The following is a 21,030-nucleotide window of genomic DNA, read 5'->3' as shown; positions in this document are numbered from 1 at the left end:
AAAGATGCCGGGACACATAGCAGGCCAGCCGCTTGAGTCAATAAAACCTAAATCGATTTAATAGGCTTCTCGTCAAGGAAAATGTCGCCGTGGCCTCATCAATTCGGCGTTAGCGGGGGACAGGAGAGGCGGCTTTATTGACGCGGCCTTCACACGCCGCCTAATGTTTCACGAATAACGCGTTCTGAACGCGAGCGATTCGGTGATGGGCACGGGCTGAGGACGAAGGCCATGACCGGGGAAACGACCCTTAGAGAAGTGATAGCGAGGCTGGGCAAGGCCATTGAAGGGCTGGAGGATGCCGTCGCCGCGAAGCTGGAAAGCGAACGCGACTATTCCGAAGCCGAGGCCGAGGTCCAGCGCATGAACGCCGACCGTTCGCGTCTGGCACAGGAACTCGACAATTCCGAAGCGCGGGCCGAACGGCTCGAGGACGCCAACAAGGAAGTGTCGCGCCGGCTGGTGACCGCCATGGAAACCATCCGCGCAGTGCTCGACAGATAGCGCAGGAGATCCGGCATGGCGCAGGTCACTGTCACCATCGACAACAAGCAATACCGCATGGCCTGCGACGAGGGCCAGGAAGAACACCTGATCGATCTTGCCGAGCGCTTCGATCGTTATGTCGCGCATCTGAAGGATTCCTTCGGCGAGATCGGCGACCAGCGGCTCACCGTCATGGCCGGCATCATGGTCATGGATGAATTGTCCGAGGTGCAGAAACGCATCAAGGGCATGGAGAGTGAGGTCCTGACCCTGCGCAAGACCCGCGACGAGGCGTTGACCAAGGCAGACAAGAACGACCAGGCTCTCACCGGCGCGCTTGGCTCGCTGGCACAGCGCATGGAAGATCTCGCGGCATCGCTTGCGCCGCGCAAGGCCACCGAAAGCCCTTCCTAGCATTTTGTAGCCAAGTGGAATCACTTGGCGTTACAAAAATGCGACGAAAACAAAAACTTGGAGCGTTTCCGCGTTTCCGTGAAAAATGGAAACGCTCTAGCAGACAGTTGACGCGGTGAAAGCATTTCCGCTTTTCGTGGAAAGCGGAAATTTTCCAGCTTGTTGTTTGACGCAATTCCGGACGCAAAACGGCCAGGCGCCTGTGCCGGAATTGCCCTGGTCCTGCGCCAGAGAAACTATTTTCCAGTTTGCCCGGCGGGGTGCGGCAAAATTCACCTCCCTAACTGCCTCTTTTTGGAGGAAGATGCGATGATTGCCGGTGCGCAGCCGGCAGACGCCATTCAACGCGTTTCAAAGAGGTGGGTACGCCATGAGCCTTCGTATCAACAGCATCGCGCCGGATTTCGAAGCCGAAACCACGCAGGGTTCGATCCATTTTCATGACTGGATCGGCGACGGCTGGGCGGTGCTTTTCAGCCACCCGAAGAACTTCACACCGGTCTGCACGACCGAGCTCGGCACCATGGCTGGCCTTGAAAGCGAGTTCAAGAAACGCAACGTCAAGATCATCGGCATTTCCGTCGATCCTGTCGAAAGCCATGGCAAGTGGCAGGACGACATCAAGACCGCGACCGGCCATGTCGTCGCCTATCCGCTGATCGGCGACAAGGATCTCAAGGTGGCCAAACTCTATGAGATGCTGCCGGAAGAGGCGGGTGACAGTTCCGATGGTCGCACACCCGCCGACAACGCCACGGTGCGCTCCGTCTACGTGATCGGGCCCGACAAGAAGATCAAGCTGATCCTGACCTACCCGATGACCACCGGGCGCAATTTCGACGAGATCCTGCGCGTGATCGATTCCATCCAGCTCACCGCCAAACATCAGGTGGCAACGCCGGCCAACTGGAAGCAGGGCGACGATGTCATCATCACCGCCGCCGTCTCCAACGAAGATGCGATCAAGCGCTTCGGCGCCTTCGACACGATCCTGCCTTATCTCAGGAAGACCAAGCAGCCGGGGGCTTGAAGCCACTCCGTAGCGGTTGCCCGCGCATTTTCGCGCCTGAACGATTTGTGAGAAGCCTGTGCTTGACGGCTTGGCCTTCGCAGACAATCGTACTCTTCATCGATCCCGGATTGGAAAACCATTCCAGATGAACGATGTGGGAGGCGCAGTTGGATGCATCCTTGGCCAGGCCACAGGTAACCGGCTTCTACGACAAGCCCACCGGTTCCATTCAGTATGTGGTGGCGGATGGCGCGACACGGCGTTGCGCCATCATCGACCCGGTTCTCGACTTCGACGAGAAGTCGGGTGCTGTCTCTACGGGCAATGCGGATGCGCTGCTCGCCTTCATCGAGGAAAGCCGGCTCGAGCTGGAATGGATCCTCGACACCCACCCGCATGCCGATCATTTTTCCGCCGCCCACTATCTGAAAGAGAAGACCGGAGCGCCCACCGCGATCGGCGACAGGATCGTCGACGTCCAGGCCCTGTGGAAGGCCATCTACAACTGGCCGGAGTTTCGCGCCGACGGCTCGCAGTGGGATCGGCTGTTCGCCGACGGTGAAATCTTCCATATCGGCTCACTGCCGGTGACGGTGCTGTTCTCGCCCGGCCATACGCTGGCGTCGATCACCTATGTTGCCGGAGATGCCGCCTTCATCCATGACACCATGTTCATGCCGGACAGCGGCACGGCCCGTGCCGATTTTCCCGGTGGCAGCGCCGTGCGGCTGTGGAGTTCGATTCAGCGCATCCTGGCGTTGCCGGACACGACACGCCTGTTCGTCGGTCACGACTATCAGCCGGGTGGGCGGGACGCGGCATGGGAAACGACGGTCGCCGGGCAGAAGCGCAGCAACACCCATGTCCGCAGCCCGACGAGCGAGGCCGATTTCGTGGCCCTGCGCGAGGCGCGCGACAAAACCCTGCCGATGCCGCGGCTGATCCTGCATGCGCTGCAGGTCAACATCAATGGCGGCCGGCTGCCCGAGCCGGAAGCGAACGGCAGGCGGTATCTGAAGTTTCCGCTGGATGGGCTGTAGCTGCCCAAGTCGCGGGCAACATTGGGCAAACAAAAACGGCGCCGGTCTCCCGGCGCCGTTTTTCATGTGACTGTCAGAACCGTCAGGCGGCCGGCTGCGCGTCGATGGTGCGCAACGCCTGGGCCTGGCGCTTGGCCGCTGCCTTAACCGCATCCTGCACCTTTTCGAAAGCGCGCACTTCGATCTGGCGCACGCGTTCGCGGGAGATGTCGAACTCCGCCGACAGTTCTTCCAGCGTGAGCGGCTCCTCGGCGAGGCGGCGTGCCTCGAAGATGCGGCGTTCGCGATCGTTGAGGACCGACATGGCGCCGGCCAGCATCTGGCGGCGGTTGTCCAGTTCGTCCTGCTCGATCAGCATGTCTTCCTGGCTGTCGTGGTCGTCGACCAGCCAGTCCTGCCATTCGCCGCTCTCGCCCTCGGTCGCGCGGATCGGCGCGTTGAGCGAGGCGTCGCCCGACAGGCGGCGGTTCATCGACACCACTTCTTCCTCGGAAACATTGAGGCGGGTGGCGATCTCGGTGATCTGGTCCGGCTTCAGGTCGCCGTCGTCCAGCGCCTGGATCTTGCCCTTCACCTTGCGCAGGTTGAAGAACAGGCGCTTCTGGTTGGCGGTCGTGCCCATCTTGACCAGGCTCCACGAGCGCAGGATGTACTCCTGGATCGAGGCCTTGATCCACCACATGGCATAGGTGGCCAGCCGGAAACCACGCTCCGGCTCGAACTTCTTGACGGCCTGCATCAGGCCGACATTGCCTTCCGAGATGACTTCGCCGATCGGCAGGCCGTAGCCGCGATAGCCCATGGCGATCTTGGCCACGAGCCTGAGATGGCTGGTGACCAGCTTGTGGGCGGCGCCGGTGTCTTCATGCTCCTGGTACCGCTTGGCGAGCATGTACTCTTCCTGCGGCTGAAGCATCGGAAAGCGACGGATTTCTTCCAGGTAGCGGCTGAGGCCGCCTTCACCGGAAACGATACTGGGTAGTGACTGGGCCATGAACTGCGCCCTCCTCTCTTTTAGGACTGCCCCCGAAACGCGGCGGGCATGTGACGCGCCTGCCTGATGGCACGATCGCGTTTAGACAATTTATACCGGAACAAACCCGGAAAATCCACGTATTTGTTCAAGGTGAAACAGTGTGTCACTGGGAAGTGAACAGTGTGAAGTGAACAATACGAGTCAGGTTTTTTGGTGGCAGGTTCAGAGATTTCGAAAGCCGCCGACCAGATCCTCCATGTCCCCGGGCATCGGCGCCTCGAACCTCATCGTCAAATGGGTATCGGGATGGCTGAATTCAAGGAGGCGTGCATGCAGGGCCTGGCGGGGAAACGCCGCGACTTCGCTCTTCAGCGGCTCCGGCAGGCGGTTGGCCTTGGTGCGGAAGGCCAGGCCATAGTCAGGATCGCCGACCAGCGGGTGGCCGATATGCGCCATATGCACGCGGATCTGGTGCGTGCGGCCGGTTTCAAGCCGGCATTCGACAAGGCTCGCGGAGGCGAACTTGTCCTGCCCTTCGCCGAAGCGTTCCTCGACCGTGTAGTGGGTGACGGCATGGCGGGCGTCCTCGCGATGTTCCGGCACGACAGCGCGTCGAACCCGGTCGGCGGCGCGGCCGAGCGGTGCGTCGATGGTTCCGGTCGGGCGCGGCGGGATACCCCAGACCAGCGCGACATAGGCACGCTGCAGGTCACCGGTGCGGCCATGGTCGGCGAACGCTTCGGAGAGGGCGCGATGGGCATGGTCGGTCTTGGCCACGACCATGACGCCGCTGGTGTCCTTGTCGAGCCGGTGCACGATGCCCGGCCGCCTGACCCCGCCGATGCCGGAGAGGCTCGCGCCGCAATGGTGGATGAGGGCGTTGACCAGCGTGCCGGTCCAGTTGCCGGCGCCAGGATGGACGACCAGGCCTGCCGGCTTGTTGATGACGATCAGCGCGTCGTCCTCGTAGAGAACGTCGAGCGGGATATTCTCGCCCTGCGGCTCCGCCGGTTCCGGTTCCGGCATCGCCACGGAAATCACGTCGCCCGCGGCGAGCTTGCGTTTGACCTCGTCGACCCGCTGGCCAGCTATGCGGACTGCCCCTTGCTTGATCAGCGCCTGGATGCGGCTGCGAGACAGCTCCGGCGCCAGCTGCGCGGCGAGCCATTGGTCGAGGCGCTGGCCGGCTGCATCTTCGCCGGCTTTCAGCGCGATCGGCGCCGCCCCTATCATTTCCTCGGTGTCTTCGTTATCAGGTGCGGCCATCGAAACAGTTCCGGAATAGATCGCCCATGGCCCGGCCCCTTGCCGATGACGAGGAAGACAAGCCGCTCGATCCGAATGTGGACAAGCTGCGTAGGAAGCTGATCCGCTTCATGGTCGTCAATCTTGGCCTGTTGTTCTTCGCCCTTATGGTCGTGGTGGCGGCGCTTGTCTACAAATCCTACACCGCCAAGCCGGCGGCGCCGATCGCCGGTGATATCCAGACACCAGCGGGTGAGCCGCAAACGGGTGACATCGTGCTGCCGGTCGGCGCTAAGGTGGTGTCGCAGTCGCTGTCGGGTGATCGCCTGTCGATCGAGGCGGAACTGGCTGACGGCAGCCGCGCGATCTTCGTCTATGATATAGCAGAACGGCGCATGATCGGCCGCTACACGCTGCGTCTGCAGTAGCCATCATGAGCGACTTCGCCACTGAGCGCAGTGTCGCCACGGTCGCGCTGGTCGTCGCCGACTATGACGAGGCGATCCGCTGGTATGTCGACCGCGCCGGGTTCACGCTGAGGTCCGATCTCGACCTCGGCGGCGGCAAGCGCTGGGTGACGGTCGAACCGCAAAATGGCGGCGGGGCGCGGCTGTTGCTCGCGAAGGCCGACGGGGCAGGGCAGGCGGCGAGCATCGGCAACCAGACCGGCGGCCGTGTCGCCTTCTTCCTGGAGACCGATGATTTCGCACGTGACCATGCCGCCATGCAGGCGCGCGGCGTGGAATTCCGTGAAGCACCGCGCCATGAGCCCTACGGCACGGTTGCCGTGTTCGCCGATCTCCATGGCAATCTCTGGGATCTGATCGAGCCGAAGCGATAGGGTGCTGCCGAAGCGGTTGTCCGGGCTGCACTGCACCGAAACAATGCTGGCCGGACCGGGAAGGCACCAAAAACTTGCCGTTTCAGCCTGTTGCTTTTTCGGACGGGCCAGCCTATATCGCCGGTTCTCGGCTGCGCCCATCGTCTAGCGGTCAGGACGGCGCCCTCTCACGGCGCAAACAGGGGTTCGATTCCCCTTGGGCGTACCAACCTCTCCGATGCTTCGTTGTCGTAGACGTTTCACTGCTTTCGCCTTTGCAATGTTGTGAAAGTGGGGAAACAAATTTAGATCGCTGTTGTCGATCTGCTCTGCTGCCCTGTCTTACGGAGGCGCATTTGCACAATCTGGATTTCAGTTCCTGGCATAGCGTCCTCGTCACATTCATTGGGCTGGCGCTGTTCACGCTCATCAGCATGGGCATTCGCTTGCTGATGATGATGACGATCCAGCAGCGCCGCGAGCGCATGAACCGGCAGATCAACGAGCGCCTGCGCGTCCTGATCGCTGCCTACAAGACGCTGGGCGGATCCTTTACGGGCAATCTTTCCGTCGACCCAACCCACCTGCGTGATTTGAAGCGACGTGCCCAGTCCGCTGGAGACGCTGAAAGCGAACTGGCGGATAGCGGTGTAACGGGATCCGAGCGGACAAGACGGATTCGTGATGCTGTCGAAGCAGCCCTGTCGGACATCCTTCTGCTTGGAACCGAAGCACAGGTTCGGTTGGCCGAGCGCGCAATACGAGAACTTATCGCGGGGCGTCCGGCCCACATCCACGAGCTCGTCGTCTCGCTGCGCGATTTCATTCGCGAGGCGCTGAGCCTCGACCCTATCCCGTCCGATCTCGAGATACCCATGCAAGGCCCGACCCGGCCTTCATCGGGGACCAGCAGGGGCAAGGGTGACCGGGAGAGTGGTGCCGGTCGCGGCGGAGGCGGCGGAATGGGCATGGGCGGGATGGGTGCTGGCATGGGCGGCACGTTCGAGCCCGACGATCCCCATCGCCAAAGCTGACCGGTGAAGCGGCCTGGCGGAGCTCTCCCTGAAGGACTCCCATGTCGGCATCAGTCCACGAGGTGGCCGCCTGGCGGTGCCTCATCTTTCCAACCGGCCAGCTCCGGCAGGTCGTCAAGCCAGCTTTTCTCCGTCATCGAGGCATCGCCAGCCGACGGCACAGACTCGGAGGCGTTTTGAATAAGCCAGTCCATCCACTTCCGATAGGCACCCGCGTCCAGTTGGGGCGGCAGTACCTTGGCCTTGGCCAGCATGCGTTTGCGGAAACTGACTTGCCTGCGCAGTTTGGTCGTCGTGAACTTGATTGACTTGCCCTGGTACTCAACCGTCCAGCGCCCATCTCCGTGGCTGGTGAGCCTGTCGATGGCGAAACCGGGATCGACCGGCCTCTCGCGCCAGGGAAGCTCGATGGCATTCTTCCTCAGGTCGAGTGCCCATCGCCGGTAGGTGGCCCCCGCACGCTGCGGTGGCAGCACACCGGCCTGTTCGAGGATCTTCCTGCGGAAGGTCGTCTGCTTCTTGATCTGACCCGTCGTCAGTTCGATGCGATGCCCGCGGAATTCGACGTGCCACCGGATCCTCCCGTTGCCGAAATACTTTACCAGCCTGTCGATGGCGAACTCGTCATCGGTAAGCGTCGCGCATCCCTGCTCGATGCTTTCGAGAATGTACTGGCTGTCGGTGGGCATTACGCGGCAGGACCTCTCGGACGCTTAGAGAGCAAAAAAGTTGAGGACCGATTTCACCGCCATATCAGTTGTTGGCTCCCGGCAGCATTAGAACTTTCTGCCTCGCACAGTCGATTGCGATCTCCGTCGACCTTGCCATTGCAGTTCATTCGTTGTGGGCGGAGGTAACCATCTCTGCACGGTGCTGCCTGTCGACAGGCTACCGCCTGGTCACCGCTCGAGCGAAACTATCACGTTCAATGCCACACTATCGGCGTCTGGTTGAGGGCCGTTTGCCGACTGGCAGGTTTATTGCGTGAAAGGCCGGACAGCAGACAGCGCTCGAGCGAATGGACACCTGCGGCGGATCGCTACCCTGACGGAAGTTCAATATCCCGCCTATCGAGCCACCGTCTGCCCAACGACTGCCAAAGCCGGGCAAAGGAGGTGTCGCTCGTGACAACGTGATCAGCCGCAAATCACTTTCAGCCGCGCGCCGACGGCGGCGACCGCTGCCATAGTGCTGCGTAGCAACTGAAGCGCATGGGTGGCATTGACCGTGGGGGGGATGGCGCTCGCCTGGTTGAGCAGGCGAGCGCGATCGAGGCATGCGCCAAGTACTAGAACAATTTCGCGTTCGGTGTCTTGTTGACGGAGCAGCCGCTCAAGTTCCGCCCAGATGCCGGGGCCGTCCAGCCCCGCCCACCCTCCCTGCGCATGCCGGATGCGCGCGTTAACGATGCCTTCGCCGCTCGGTCCCTCCCATGGTCCCGCCCATAGATCAACCTGACGTGGCCGCCCAGGCGCGAACAGGCTTAGCATGCCGACCTGCTTAGACGCCTGTCCGCAGACTTCGTGGAGCTTTGACGCCGACACCCAAGCACCCTGAGCTGCAGCCTTGGCATGTACCATCTGGATTAGCGACCGCCCGGCGCGACTACCGACGATGATAAAGTCGCAAAACTCATTCGTGCCGTCATCGCACACTACAAGCTCGGGATTTTCAGCGACCGCACCGGGATTGGCGTCGATCCATTCAAACACCGAGTTCGCTGCCCAGCCTCCCGGCAAGGCGCTATTCTGTGCGCCCTTCTCGCTGTTGCATGTGCGCAGCGCGGGTTCGTGAACGAGCACATTTCCAAGCCCGATCGCGGCGAAGTCGAACCCCGGGCCCAGCGGCAGGCGCGGATCATAGAAGCTGCTGTCGGCATAGACGGTGTTTGGCGATTCAGTGATCACGCTGAACGCTTGACGGGCGTTGAGCACGTCGATGATGCTGCCACTACGCGTCGCATCAATGCGGCGGTAAAGCTGTGCTAACCTTTCGGACTCGAGCTCATAAGTGCCGTTCGACGCAACATAGCGAACCGTTCCGGGACACGCGAGACCGTTGGCGTCAATCTGGACCGTGCGACGTGCCTCAAGATTGCCAGGGTCTTCAACTGCGTTGGCATGACATTCGAGGCAGAGATCGGCTATTTCGACTGGCTCGGAAGCCGGAATACCCTGCCCCTCAGCAGTTTCATACTGGGTCGCGATCCCTTCCAAATCGAGGAGCAGGCTGCGCGGCCGCGGGTCGGGGGGCGGCGTGTCAAGTGGCGCGGCAAACCGATCGAGATAGGCGGGACCAACTTGTTGACCGGCCATCCGTGCCAACAGCCCGTGGGTCCAGTCCAACCAGTCCGCAAGCGAGAGCCGCGGGCCGGCGTCGGCGACGCCGCCACGGCTGAAGCCGATCGCGCGCCGAACGAAGCCGCCGGTGACAAGAGGCGCGCCTGCCCTAACGCGTGCAGCGGTGACAGTCGATGCGATATACTGGAATTCATCAAGAAGCGGTGGTGTTGCCTCCAACGCAGCGGCAGTGGTCAAGCGGCGTCGCACTGCAGACGGGCCAAGCGCGGCATTGCGCGCGCCGACCTCGACGATATTGCTGTCGACATCCTGAGTCAGCAGACCAGCCATTTTTGATCGCGGGATCGCCCCGTACATCTGCTCGCGTGCATCCTGATCCGGGCTAGGGCGCGAGGTATCGAGAAAGACGATGGTGTCGCCTATCCTCCGAGCAATCAGTACCTGAAGCGTACGCTCGAGAAAATAATGGTCCTGCAGCAGTGGCGAGGAATCCACACTAGTGAACAGGATAGTTAGTGCGTCATCGCTTTCCTCGAGCACAGTAAATGGATAGCTCGCATCCGCGAATCGCACCTCGCTGGCGGCGCGCAGCAGCGACATGCTGAACCCTGCCTTGGAACGCCATAGCTGGCAGCGCTGGGGCAGGCACAGCGAATCCAGTAGCTCCGCCTCGCTTCCCGGCCCGTGGACGAAGCGCTCGCGGAACTGGCGGTCGATATAGAGAATTTCTGGCAAGGTGCGGTCAAGTTGACCGGCGATCTCGTCGAGGCCGCGCAGGATTCCTGCCTTGGTCAGCGTGGCATCGTAGCGCAGATAGCGATGCCAGCTGGACGCGAGGAAGCCATTGCTATGGTCTATAAGCAAGGCAGTCGTACCGGCCACTAGCCCCGGATTGCGAACCACGCGCCCGATTTGTTGAACGAGCGCACGTGCCGAGCCGCGGACGTCAAAGATCGCAACAGCATGAAAGCTCGGGCCATCGACGCCTTCGAGCAATTTATGCTGATGCACCCACACTGCAGGAGCATCTGCAGCCTCGGGGTCTGGGGGCTGCCGCCGTTCCCAAGCCTGGCTAGTCGCGGGAGCGAAGCGCTCGTGTAGGCACACGATGCCGGCGGCACCCAGCGCATGGGCGCGCACGACATTGCCTATCTGGCGGACCGTGGCTTCACCGTCGCAACGAATGATCAGTTTGCGCTGGGTGGAAGGCGCTGCACCATATTGCTCAACGAAGATATCGTAGACGCTTTGAACAAAACTTTCCTGCGTGGCGAGCGCAGCAGGGTCAGCTTCGACGACGACGACCGGGCGCAGTATGTTGGCCGCGACTAGCGCCTGATAGCGAGTAACGTGCAGCGCTTCGGAATCAATCTCAAACAGCTTGAGATCGTTCCGATAGGGGGTTGCGGTCACCAGCACCGTCGGCGCCTTCAAGCCGCGAATCGCGTGGCTCCACGATCGCGCCGGTTCGTAGTGCCCCTCATCGACAAACACCGCATCGCACCAGTCGGCCAGACGGTCATAAGCTGCGCGCTTCTCGGCCGAGCGGGTTAAGTCATCGATTAGCTGTATAGTCGATACTAGGATGCCGCGCTCAGGAAGATCTGCAAGATCGCCTGCCGTCGAAACCCGCTTCACCGCCTTGGGTAAAGCGGTCGTATCGAAGCCGTGCCGCGGGAAAAAGCCGCGGGCCCCACCGAGTTCCTTAGCGAGCTGATCGCGGATCGCAGTGCGCGGCGCTAGCACTAGGACCCGCTCAGCGCGGGGATGCCAGTGCGCCGAGACTCCGATGATCGCGGTTTTGCCGCCTCCGGTCGGCACATTGACCAACGCCGCACGAGATATGGCCGCGGCAGTCCTCCGTCGCCCCAAATAGGCGTCGATCGTAGCTACTGCTGCCGCCTGATGCGGCCATAAGGTCAACCCCTGCGGATAGTCCATCCTGCCCCCGTTCGCCAGCGAACGATCTACCGGATCGCGCAGCGCACTTGATGTTTACAGGCTTGCCTTTGGAGCCGTTAGGAAAGGCTTTAGCCTCAGCGTCGGCGAATAGTCTCTATTTCTTTATTTCGGACGAATATTTCGAAGCTATCTTCTTTATTGGCGCCGATAGCTGACGGTCCGAGATGGTTGCTAAAGGATAGCTGCCCAAGCTACCCAGTTGTTTATCATCGGGCAGACAAGGTGGCGAATTGGGGTTTGGGATATGGTCTTGCCACGATGGCAACCATCGAACCCTGGCTAACATTTCGCCTGCGACTTATCTGGTCGGCTCTTTGCCTAGGATCGCTGTGCCAATCGGTTCCTCCCATTCGCCTCGTATCCACATCGAATGGAGTTCGTACCTAGCGGTCTCCGCATCCTGCTCTGGGTCCCCATAAACCGCTGTTTCGACATAAGGAATCCCGACATCGAAACCATCTTTGGAGCCCTTGCCATACTTGTGATCGTAGCATGCTAGGAGGACGCCAATGGACAACAGCTTGGACGAGAGCGGGGACACAAAAAGCTTGCACCCTCCCATGGGCTTGAGTGCCTTCTTGTACTGCTCCATCGCCGTGTAAATTTGGCGATACGCCTCGAACGGGTTGTACTCGCTGGCGAGCAGAATATTGGCGGGCTCGACCTGGAAATCATCGAAGAGAGTATCTCGATGTTCACCGATGATCTCATCGCCCCTACGCGGCTTTCGGGTGGGGAAGGGAATCACCGGACAGATTTCTTCAGGGTTCACGTGTTCCTGTATAAGGTGAAGGCGCTCACGTTGGCCCTCGCCCAGCACCGGAAACCACACCCGGGGCCAAGTCTGCGTAGTTTGCTCTTCAAGATGCCCGGAGAATCCCAAGACGAAGGTCACGCTATCTCTGAGACTGCCTTTCGATGCTTCCAGGTCAGCAGAAACACTTTCGGAAGTCGTGACATGCAGGTTCACACTCGGGCCGCCGTCATCGGCCAGCTTATCAAGCCTGAACAAAAGAACGCTGACCGCGGTGAGCGCCACCATCCGTGGCATAGCGCTAATGTCGACGATGATGTCGTCAAAATCCAGATCTTCTGCCGCCTTCTCCAGCGAAGCCTTGGTGTTGCGTGGTGTGACCGCGGCGCCTGCCGGACCACCAATCTCGATCGGCACCGAGAGTATCTTTTCTGCGGGAATGAGTTTCAGCAAGTTCTTATGGTTCGCCTCGGTGAGTTCCGCGCGTTTCGGGCTGTCGCCCAACCCATTGTCGAAAACCAACTGCCAGACGTATATGTCTGCTTCCAGCGAATGCAGCCGTCGAGCCGTCTCAAGGGTCCTTATGTCAAAACCGCGCCCAATCACGAGCAGAAGCTTGCGCTGCATAGTCGCTAGGCGTTGCCGCCAGAATGCTGTGAAATCTTCGTCGAGCGTGAGGGAGTAAGGGTCCCATCGCATTTCCGGGCTTGGATTAGACAAAGGTTGCCTCCTCGGCCACAGCGATTGCCTTCGCTCCGTTTTCCTGCCAGTGAAGCAAGCTTTTCAAGCTTTGGTGTCTCCAACCGCCATAGCCGAGCGGCAGACCGAAATGTACGCAGAGCAGACGGTTGAGGTAGAAGACGACGTAGTCGCGACCGTTGTTCACGTGGTCAAGACGAGGCATCAGCAGGTTATGCGATACCAAAGACGTCACTACGTCCCGTAGCCGGATCAGATGGGAAATTTCGGCGTCATCGCTGTCAATTATCAATTTTCGGTCCGCCATCGTGATCGCAACTCCGGTCACGCCTGGCGCGTATGGTGCGCTGCTTCTGAAAGTCTGCTGCCGGCAGTATTCGCCAATCGCTTCCAGCAGACGGCGTGCCTCAACGCCGCGTGGCAGCCGACGCTGCAAACCCTCCCATCGATCCTTCGCGACGCCGCGGATTAATGCGTCCTGTCTTGCCGCGCTCAACGGCACCGGTTGTTCCCTGGGGAAGCGGATCTTAGCCGAGATCTCTTCGAAGAGGGCCCCCACCACTTCAAGGTACTGATCGACGTTCGAGGATGACACGGCGCTCAACGCCTCTCGCCCGAAGTAGATCGGAGCGCCGACATCGGTTCGTAGAAAATGCTCTGCTGCGCGATCCGAACCGCTACGCGAGCGCGCGCCGAACTCTTCCAGCGGCAACGCATCGAAGTCGAAGCTTGTCTGGACGCGTCTTGTATCCCGGATAATCAATATCTTGAGCAATTGCCATCGGAAAGCACGCTCAAGAAGATTGCCATCCGGCGCGCGCGCAGCGGCAAGCCAGTCGGAATACCGCGGACCGGAGCCGGCCATCTTGAGAATTTCCAATTCCAGCTCCGTAACACGAGTCACCAGAGCCGCCTCCAGACTGGGGATATCGTCGCTCTCGCCGATCAGTGGGAACAATTCTCTTTGCTCAAAGCCGTCGGCCTTGGCCGCGCGCAGATTGGCGATCGTCTCTACAAACTTAGTGTAGGTTCTCGCTCGCTGTCCCGACCAGCGCTCTTCCAGTTGAACGACATTGTTGTAATCGCGGTTGCGGAGCGCCCCTTCGGAGAGCAAATCTTTGTGCGTCAATGCTTCCAGCCGCTCGGCAATCCAAACGCCACATTGCTCTCGCGCATTTGTGACGAATTCGATCAGGCTTGCGCGTTGCGGAGACGACAGTGTCTGAAGTTCGTCTAGGAGGAGAACACGCTTGACGTCTATTTCGCCCTGAGCGTCCTTGATGCGTACATGCGCGAACCACTTGAGCCCGTCCAGACGTGCATGTCCGCCTTTAATGGAAGCTGGTGAACCGAGGTCGTCCATACGATCGTAGAAATCGCGTTCAATGCGCGAAGCCCACGTGAATAGCTCCTTACCTGATGCTCGGCCCGGAATGGTCGCGTCGGATTCTGGCTCCCATTCGAACTCGAACTGTCCGAGATCGTCGGGGAACTGCTTCTCGGCTCGCTCCAAAACCGATCTAAGCGTCGCGACGACGATCCGCGAATTCAACAGCTCGCGAAACAGGACGTTGCCACGGTCAAAAGCGCTCAGCTCCTTATACTCGCTGGTGAAGCTGACCATTGCACCAAGCAGTTGTGGTCCGTCGCTTCCGATGGCGCCAGCTTCTTTGAGCGCGTCGCGGGTCGCCTTCACCTGCGGATGCTGATCGGCAAGGTTTTCGGTGAGCTTCAGTGGACGAGGCGTCAGGATACGCAGAAAGGTGGTCTTTCCGCCTCCAGGCGCACTCCGCAGGAAGACGACACCGCTCCAGGGGTCTTCAAAGGATTTCATAACCTCCAGCGCACCGACGCCGAACAGACGCACAAACTCGTCGTCGCTTGTCGAGCGCTGGGAAGCGCGCATACGGAATGGGTTTCTCACCTATTGAAGCTTTCTGTGGCGGCTGACGCGTGGGAATAGACCTCGGACCGACTGATCGTCCTCCGCCCAGAGCAGGTAGATAGAATTGTTGGGCGTATTGTGTGCGAGGACAAGGGGCAGTCTGCACTTGGCGAACCCATAGCGCTTGCTCGTGCCGCCTACTTTCGAATGTTCATCGTCGGCATCATCGTCAAAATATCGGTCATCGCTCACTAGGCTGAGTATCGCCCTGTCGCCCGTATCATCAAGCGGTGTGGCATCGCCCAGCTTATGCACCACCTCGAAGGTGATGGTGCCTTTGCCGAACTTCAATTCAGGTAACCGCTCTTCGATGTGTGCAATCGCCTGATCACCGGCGACGTAAAGAATGATGATAATCTTGACTCCTTCCTCGGCTATCGTGTCGCCGAGATTTCTTGATTTCATAAGGCCGTCAACGATCTTAGGGATTTTCCCTGTCCATCCGACTTTTTCGCCCCCTCGAATAAAACTCGTACCGCTGCCGGTGAAGTCGTCGAGAAGCACGATGTATCTGAACCGCTTCTCGTGTTCTTCGGGCGCACGGCCTAGAATCTTCTCAAGATGCTCTCCGAGGTCCTTGACCATGCCCTCGCTTTTCGCGTCCGACACGTCGTAGGCGTGAAAGACCTGCTCGTTAGACATCTCCTGCGGATTTGCGCGGCGGAACCAATCTGTGCGAGCTCCGTCGCTCAATCCGAGGACAAGCGTTTGGCGCAGGCGGGTTCGGTATTCGACCGTGTCGACGATGGCCTTCACTTTGTGCGCGTCGACACCAAGCTCGGCCGCAGTATCAGCGATGAGGATCGGGCGAATGATGGTTGGGAAAGTGAGCTCGACCAAATGGTTCATTTCATCTGTCGAAATAAACAGTAGACGCTTGCGCACAAAATCGTAGGCCGCGCGACGCTCATCACCCTCGTCGAACTGTCCAAGCCAGAGCGCGAGGCTCTCGATAAAGCGCTTGCCGGGCGAGAACTGCTGATACTCATCGTATTTGTAGCTAGCGAAGCTTTCGAGGTAAGCGCGTTCGGCGGCTTTTTCCTCGTCAGACCATTCCATGATCTTGGCCAAGAGACTTTCTGCCAGATCCTTCCTCATCCAGATTCCCCGCAGTACATGTAGATGACGACCAAGATATACCCCGGCCAGCAGTGCATTCGTCTAGTGGAATCAGAAAAAAACTCTATCAATTCACGCAATTCACTTGCGCGAAATTTCTCCAACCGCGGTGATGATTTTTGCAAGCCGTTCGGCGCCCGCCGGCGTGTTGTCCCAGGCGCGCCGGATAGAGCGCTCCAGCTTCAACCAATTCGGATCGATTGGGCGCCGTGCCTCAGCCGCAGAGGTCTCTTTGCCAAGGTCGACTTGCAAACCGAGAGCCGTGCAAATTCTCACGACGCCGGAGCCAAAGGTGATGAACTGACCGCGGCAGATTCTGGACACCTGACTGGCGTCGACGTCCGCCAATTCAGCCAGTTCCGCATAGGAGAGGTCTGCCTGAAGTCGCTGATCATTGATCCGTCGGACCAAATCCGCTCTTTCAATTTGCATCGGTTTCATGTAAATTTACATGCACTATAAGATGCAAATTTTCAATGGGAGTCTTTCGTGACCGATGCAGGCCTGGAAGTCCGGTTCTATCGTGCCAGTGAGAAGCCTTACGGTGCGTTCAGCAATCTTTACAGGCGCGAAATCGAATTCGAAGGAGAGCGGTTCGCGACGAGCGAACATGCCTACCAGGCAGGCAAGGCACGCAAACCCGAGGTGAAAGCATGGCTGATGGCTGCGCCGTCGCCGGCGCTCCTGGCGATGGCGGCACACGGACTCTACTATTGGGATGTCAGCCCAGGATGGTCACGCACGAAGTTCGACAGAATGAGAGGCGTCTTGTACGCCAAGTTCACGCAACACGAAGATCTTCGGGAGATGCTGCTGTCGACCGGATCCGCCCGACTGATCGAAACGGCGACCGTCGACAACGAGGTGAACCGGCTCTGGGGCGAGGTGAACGGTCAAGGCCGCAACATGCTTGGCGAGTTGCTCATGGAACTCAGAACCAAACTTCAGAACGAAGACATCTCAGAGGCGGCTTAGCCTCGTAGGACGGAGCGCGCATACTCGGCGCCACGTTCTCTGAAGATGCCGCGAGCACCAATATACGCACAATTTTCTGCCGCCAAGCGCTGTCCAGCCTCGACACCGGCAACGAAATCATCAATCGACAGTCTGCCGGTTGCCTTTTCACCGCGGTTCAGAATCCAATCAATCAGTCCGACGCTTACCATGTCGCCGGAGCCGCATGTGTCGCGCACTGCTGGCGCGGGGTAGGACCTGCACCATGCTTTGTCTCTGCCACGTCTCACCTCAAGACCAGACTCTCCGTGCGTGATTATCAGAAACAGAGCATCGTGGAGGGCGATTTTCCCAGCCAACGATGCCAAGCGATCAGACGAGAATTTGAGGATAGACGCCGAAGCCACTGCACGGCTGAATAGCCTCTCATCGCCGATCGCGGACGGTTCGAAATAGACAATGGATCCGGCATCGGCCGCAGCCTCCATTGCATCTACGATCGCCGACGAGAGCCGGTCGGTATAAAAGACATTGCAATTCTTGATTGCCGGAAGCGCCCGGCTGACGTCCTGCTGCTCGATCGGCTGATACCGTGGAAGATCGACAGCCGTCTCCGGGCATCTGAACTCGAAGGTATGAATGCCAGACGAATGCAAGTGTTGTGCAAGGATTGGAGACTGCATATGCTTCGTCTGGCGGATGTACCGGGTTTCAGCGCCGGCGCGACGAAACGCGACCACCAGACGAACACCGATCTCGTCCTCGCCAAGGCTCAATACCGGCGCAACGTTTCGCTGAAGCATAGCGAGCGAGATCAGAACGTTGCCACAGGAGCCGCCAAGCTCCTCCGAGGACACGACGAGGGAATCCGCATAGACGCGATCGAGAACAGTGAATCCTGTGCCGACTACGTCGACTGCGTACATCGCGCTCTCCCGGGCACAAGCTGGCCCACTGTGATTTTTCCGGCCAAGCATTTCAAGTGCGCTATTCGAGGTTGAGGGTCGAAAGATCAATCATCATTTCGTTCCCTTTAATTTGAACGGCTCTCAAGATGCGTAGCAGGGCGTCAGGCCCGCGCGCCGCTGATCCGAACAGACTCCAGGCGCCATCCGAAGCGCCGCAGACAGTTCCTACACTCACACAATGGCGCCCCGATAGCAGCTCGTGATCGTTTCCCAGGGGAGAACCGCTGTCTCCGATGCCAAGGACTGACCTTTCCGGGTCTCCAGCCCGCCGCGCGAGCTCTTCCACCACCCTAAGCTTCGAAGTCGAGGCTGGGACGATGTCAAAGCTATGATTGGATCTTAGGCACTTTACGCTGCCATCAAGCAGGTGAGGACAGGTGGCCAAACTATCCACGAAATCCTCGATATTCACAACGTCGGTATGGTCGATCGCTATCTGCACCGGACGCGGTTCAATCTGGGCTCCTTCGCGGAGGAGGCCGGAGTCTGATAGCCAGCGTGCAACTGCCACGATGCGCGGGTTTGGTCGCGGAGGATCCTTCTTCACGTCGATGTCGAGCGTTCTGATATAAGCGCCGTTATAATAGCCCATGACGACGTCAGCATGGACACGCGTGGGAAGAGCTTCACGCAATTTGTCGCCGGCGGAACCACCACGCCCGGTCGCAAACCCAACCTGAACGCCGCAGTCGAGTAGCCTCACCAGTTCGTTCATGATCTCCGGGGACGGAGACCCAAGACGAGCTTCTCGCGGAGTGTTGGGAACCACAGTTCCGTCATAGTCGAGCGCGAGCCCGACGAAGCTGGCGCCGGCAAGGCTCGAAAGCCTCTCCCGTCCAACAACACAAAGAGATGTTGATCGCTCTTTAATAGGATCAAAATGCATTCGCGCCGCTGCTTTGTGTCGAACCGACGAAGTCAGATCTCGCGACAGCGTGTCAAGCGCGGGGTTGTCATATATCGCTTCCGCGAACGGACCTCGTCCCGGACGTCCCGGATCAATCGCCGTGGTTTCCCCAAGAAACTGCACAAAGGAAAGGCCCCACAGTATTCCGACTGCATTTGCAAGTCGGCCACCGTGGTCGAACTCCACGCTTTGCCTCCGAACATTGGACGGAAGTGCCGCAGCGATGGGCTGCCAGACCTCTCCCGTCTCTGAGGTTGTCAGAGCCAGAACATACATGCCGTCCGGATACTTCGCAGCCCAGACATGTCGGCCGTGGGCGAAATTCCTAAAATCGGTCCGCTGAACCGGGGCAATCCCGGTTTCCCACAGTGACGTTTCGATCAGCGCCGCGACGGAGATGAGTTGTGGATCATGCAGGACGAACAATGCGTCACCCGATCGGAAATCGAAGTTCGCCCCGTGTTTTTCAGTAAGCACTTTCGAGACGCGTGCCTGGAACTCTTCGATCAGAGTTTTTCGCTGAGGTTGCTCCGCCTTCAGGTCCGACGCTATCAGCAAAGCCGTGACCATCGAAACCAACGAATGGGTTGCAAGAAAGCCGTCTTTCGGATCAGCCACTGGCAGTACGAAAACTTCAACTCCAGGACTTTGCGCAGCGGCGAGGGCGGTTTCTCCGATTCCGTTGACGGTCAGCAATTGGATCGAACTGGAATTTGACGCTCGCGCGACGCGGAAGGTTGCTGCAATGTCCGGATTGTTCGCTCCAGCACTGAATAACCAGATGTCGTAGCCAGACCAGTCTTCCATCGATAGGACGAACTGCATGGGCGTCATCACGATCGTCGGGCCCAATTGCAACGTGGCCCGACAACGCGCGAAGAATTCCGCCACAACAACGGATCCGCCAGATCCCACAGCTATGGCGAGCCGCCCTTTTCCTTTAGAAAGGGCAGCAGCGATGTCGCTGCAACCTCGCATGCTCACTAGATCGATCGTTTCTGGCAGTCGGCGCATTTTTTCCAAGAAGACAGTCATGTTTCTCGCCTAATTTTGAACGGCCTGAAACACTCCGACGCCGAAACCGGATTTGCTACGACGATATACCAACAGGCAAATGCCGTTGGCCACATCAGAGATCATCACCATTGCTAGGGTGCCGAAAGGTAACGTTCGCGGTCGTGGGGTCGCAAGCGGTTTCTCCGATTTCCCAAGTCAAGTACGCAATCGCCGCCGACAAATCCAGTGATCGAAAGGGTGATGTGTTCCCTTTATGTTCCAGATAGTCGCAGTGCTCAAGCAGGGATTCGCCGACAACGTGACGCTGCTGACAAATGTTGGCCTTCGTTCCCGCCCTGGCAGGGCATGGCCTCGCAGTGGTTCACGCACACTCAACATCCGGCGCTATGACGTCGATTAATGCTCGAATACCGTTTGATATCCCAGCAATGACTACAGATTGGAGGTGGTACGCAGTTTCGTGATCGCACCTGCTCTTTCTGTCCGTACCAAAAGATCAGGTCTACCTCCGGCGTTCGGCACCATAGTGGTTCGCATACCGTTCGGCGTCTGCGGTGAAGACGTCAGGATGTCATTCCCCTTCGCCTTGATCACTCAAGCAGCGCCGCTACTCATCGAGCACCGAAGAAGCGCTAATGTGGCATTTTGCCGTTGTTTCGCAAGCGAAAGCAAAGCTGGCTTGAATTCCCGCTCAAGGAACGTCCGCTAACGGGCAACGGAAAACTCTGCCTGAATGTCCGCAATGAAGGCGCAAAGCTGCCATCCCCCGAGCATTGACCATCGCTGCAAGCTCGGGCAACCTGATTCCTCGGTGGAAGGGCATGCTCGGGTAATCGTTCAGCGGTTGCCGGCAGGCTTCGAAAGGCTTCTTCCGATGTCCAGAAACCTCAAAACCGCAATCATCGGCATCATCGTTGCCCTGATCGCCGGTCTGGCGGTCAATTACGGGCTCATCAGCCAGCAGACGGCGGACGAGATCAAAGCCAAGACCGATGAGGTTCTGACCAACGAGCAGACGGCGCAGCCCGAGGGTACCCAGCAACCGGCGCCGCAGGCTCCCAAGCCTCCGTCGGCCGAGCCGTCGCAAACGCCGCCCTCCACGGGCAGCCAGGAACAGCCCCAGCCATCTCCGGTCAACTAGAGCAATTCCAGGAAAAGTGTGTAACGGTTTTCCGTCCGGACTTGCGAAAAAACAAAGGGTTAGAGTGTTCTCGTTAAAAACGGAAACGCTCCAGGCTACGGCCATAGCCCGGTAGCCATCCGGGGCGCTACCTGCCAGTCCCCGATGCGAAGTTTCTTCACCGCCCGGTGTCGAAAAAGATATTGACTAAATAGTTAGTAATAATAATCTCACGATCGGGAAAAGACCAGCCAGCCG

At 59.2% G+C, this 21,030-nt stretch carries 19 protein-coding genes and 1 tRNA gene; 10 read left to right on the top strand and 10 right to left on the bottom strand.

Annotation, left to right across the window (positions count from 1 at the left end; all coding sequences use genetic code 11):
* Window positions 1–231 precede the first annotated feature (231 nt).
* The 4 genes from ACFWYE_RS18220 to ACFWYE_RS18205 all read left to right on the top strand — a co-directional run bounded on the left by ACFWYE_RS18220 (window position 232) and on the right by ACFWYE_RS18205 (window position 2,952).
* Complete coding sequence (locus tag ACFWYE_RS18220; RefSeq protein ID WP_326894503.1) at window positions 232–504, top strand: DUF4164 domain-containing protein; 273 nt, start codon at window positions 232–234, stop codon at window positions 502–504.
* A gap of 15 nt (window positions 505–519) precedes the next feature.
* Window positions 520–900, top strand: coding sequence for a cell division protein ZapA (locus tag ACFWYE_RS18215; RefSeq protein ID WP_379066158.1), 381 nt, complete (start codon window positions 520–522; stop codon window positions 898–900).
* A gap of 370 nt (window positions 901–1,270) precedes the next feature.
* A complete protein-coding gene (locus ACFWYE_RS18210) occupies window positions 1,271–1,930 on the top strand; it encodes a peroxiredoxin (RefSeq protein WP_379113296.1) in 660 nt (219 codons plus the stop codon).
* A gap of 149 nt (window positions 1,931–2,079) precedes the next feature.
* Entirely contained in the window at window positions 2,080–2,952 is an 873-nt protein-coding gene (locus ACFWYE_RS18205; RefSeq protein ID WP_379113294.1) for an MBL fold metallo-hydrolase, read from the top strand.
* Between the two features lie 82 nt (window positions 2,953–3,034).
* Here the strand turns inward: ACFWYE_RS18205 and rpoH are convergent, their stop codons facing one another.
* Both rpoH and ACFWYE_RS18195 read right to left on the bottom strand, forming a co-directional pair.
* Complete coding sequence (gene rpoH / locus ACFWYE_RS18200) at window positions 3,035–3,946, bottom strand: RNA polymerase sigma factor RpoH (protein ID WP_129412898.1); 912 nt, start codon at window positions 3,944–3,946, stop codon at window positions 3,035–3,037.
* Between the two features lie 204 nt (window positions 3,947–4,150).
* On the bottom strand, window positions 4,151–5,194 hold the full coding sequence (locus ACFWYE_RS18195; RefSeq protein WP_379113292.1) for an RluA family pseudouridine synthase: 1,044 nt from the start codon (window positions 5,192–5,194) through the stop codon (window positions 4,151–4,153).
* A 26-nt stretch (window positions 5,195–5,220) separates the two neighbouring features.
* Here ACFWYE_RS18195 and ACFWYE_RS18190 point away from each other — a divergent pair, with 26 nt between their 5' ends.
* The 4 genes from ACFWYE_RS18190 to ACFWYE_RS18175 all read left to right on the top strand — a co-directional run bounded on the left by ACFWYE_RS18190 (window position 5,221) and on the right by ACFWYE_RS18175 (window position 7,027).
* Window positions 5,221–5,601, top strand: coding sequence for a fimbrial protein (locus ACFWYE_RS18190; RefSeq protein WP_379113290.1), 381 nt, complete (start codon window positions 5,221–5,223; stop codon window positions 5,599–5,601).
* A 5-nt stretch (window positions 5,602–5,606) separates the two neighbouring features.
* Window positions 5,607–6,014: a VOC family protein gene (locus ACFWYE_RS18185; RefSeq protein ID WP_379113288.1), complete on the top strand. Its 408-nt coding sequence runs from the start codon at window positions 5,607–5,609 to the stop codon at window positions 6,012–6,014.
* Window positions 6,015–6,147: 133 nt separating this feature from the next.
* Window positions 6,148–6,222 (top strand) — tRNA-Glu (locus ACFWYE_RS18180).
* 127 nt (window positions 6,223–6,349) lie between these two features.
* Window positions 6,350–7,027 carry a hypothetical protein gene (locus tag ACFWYE_RS18175; protein ID WP_379113287.1) on the top strand — a complete coding sequence of 226 codons (678 nt, stop codon included), beginning with the start codon at window positions 6,350–6,352 and terminating at the stop codon, window positions 7,025–7,027.
* A 50-nt stretch (window positions 7,028–7,077) separates the two neighbouring features.
* Here the strand turns inward: ACFWYE_RS18175 and ACFWYE_RS18170 are convergent, their stop codons facing one another.
* From ACFWYE_RS18170 to ACFWYE_RS18145, 6 genes are all read right to left on the bottom strand, one after another.
* Window positions 7,078–7,716: a hypothetical protein gene (locus tag ACFWYE_RS18170; RefSeq protein WP_379113286.1), complete on the bottom strand. Its 639-nt coding sequence runs from the start codon at window positions 7,714–7,716 to the stop codon at window positions 7,078–7,080.
* Window positions 7,717–8,163: 447 nt separating this feature from the next.
* The gene (locus ACFWYE_RS18165) at window positions 8,164–11,268 is read right to left on the bottom strand and encodes a DEAD/DEAH box helicase (protein WP_379113285.1); all 3,105 of its coding nucleotides are present in this window, start codon (window positions 11,266–11,268) and stop codon (window positions 8,164–8,166) included.
* A gap of 319 nt (window positions 11,269–11,587) precedes the next feature.
* Window positions 11,588–12,763: a hypothetical protein gene (locus ACFWYE_RS18160; RefSeq protein WP_379113284.1), complete on the bottom strand. Its 1,176-nt coding sequence runs from the start codon at window positions 12,761–12,763 to the stop codon at window positions 11,588–11,590.
* Window positions 12,756–14,648: a hypothetical protein gene (locus ACFWYE_RS18155; RefSeq protein WP_379113283.1), complete on the bottom strand. Its 1,893-nt coding sequence runs from the start codon at window positions 14,646–14,648 to the stop codon at window positions 12,756–12,758. Before ACFWYE_RS18155 ends, ACFWYE_RS18160 begins: the two co-directional genes overlap by 8 nt.
* Before the next feature lie 18 nt (window positions 14,649–14,666).
* A complete protein-coding gene (locus ACFWYE_RS18150; RefSeq protein WP_379113282.1) occupies window positions 14,667–15,785 on the bottom strand; it encodes a hypothetical protein in 1,119 nt (372 codons plus the stop codon).
* Window positions 15,786–15,887: 102 nt separating this feature from the next.
* Window positions 15,888–16,247: a helix-turn-helix domain-containing protein gene (locus ACFWYE_RS18145; protein ID WP_379113281.1), complete on the bottom strand. Its 360-nt coding sequence runs from the start codon at window positions 16,245–16,247 to the stop codon at window positions 15,888–15,890.
* Window positions 16,248–16,295: 48 nt separating this feature from the next.
* Between ACFWYE_RS18145 and ACFWYE_RS18140 the strand changes: the two genes are divergently transcribed.
* Window positions 16,296–16,781: an NADAR family protein gene (locus ACFWYE_RS18140; protein ID WP_379113280.1), complete on the top strand. Its 486-nt coding sequence runs from the start codon at window positions 16,296–16,298 to the stop codon at window positions 16,779–16,781.
* Here the strand turns inward: ACFWYE_RS18140 and ACFWYE_RS18135 are convergent.
* Both ACFWYE_RS18135 and ACFWYE_RS18130 read right to left on the bottom strand, forming a co-directional pair.
* Window positions 16,778–17,686, bottom strand: coding sequence for a PfkB family carbohydrate kinase (locus ACFWYE_RS18135; protein WP_379113278.1), 909 nt, complete (start codon window positions 17,684–17,686; stop codon window positions 16,778–16,780). The two genes, ACFWYE_RS18140 and ACFWYE_RS18135, sit on opposite strands and share 4 nt — an antisense overlap.
* Window positions 17,687–17,747: 61 nt before the next feature.
* Window positions 17,748–19,670: a hypothetical protein gene (locus ACFWYE_RS18130; protein ID WP_379113276.1), complete on the bottom strand. Its 1,923-nt coding sequence runs from the start codon at window positions 19,668–19,670 to the stop codon at window positions 17,748–17,750.
* A gap of 715 nt (window positions 19,671–20,385) precedes the next feature.
* Between ACFWYE_RS18130 and ACFWYE_RS18125 the strand changes: the two genes are divergently transcribed.
* Window positions 20,386–20,793: a hypothetical protein gene (locus tag ACFWYE_RS18125; RefSeq protein ID WP_379113274.1), complete on the top strand. Its 408-nt coding sequence runs from the start codon at window positions 20,386–20,388 to the stop codon at window positions 20,791–20,793.
* Window positions 20,794–21,030: the final 237 nt, after the last annotated feature.

This window comes from Mesorhizobium sp. NPDC059025 (assembly GCF_042739655.1).
GTDB lineage: Bacteria > Pseudomonadota > Alphaproteobacteria > Rhizobiales > Rhizobiaceae > Mesorhizobium.
This window is presented reverse-complemented; position numbering and strand designations above follow the sequence as displayed.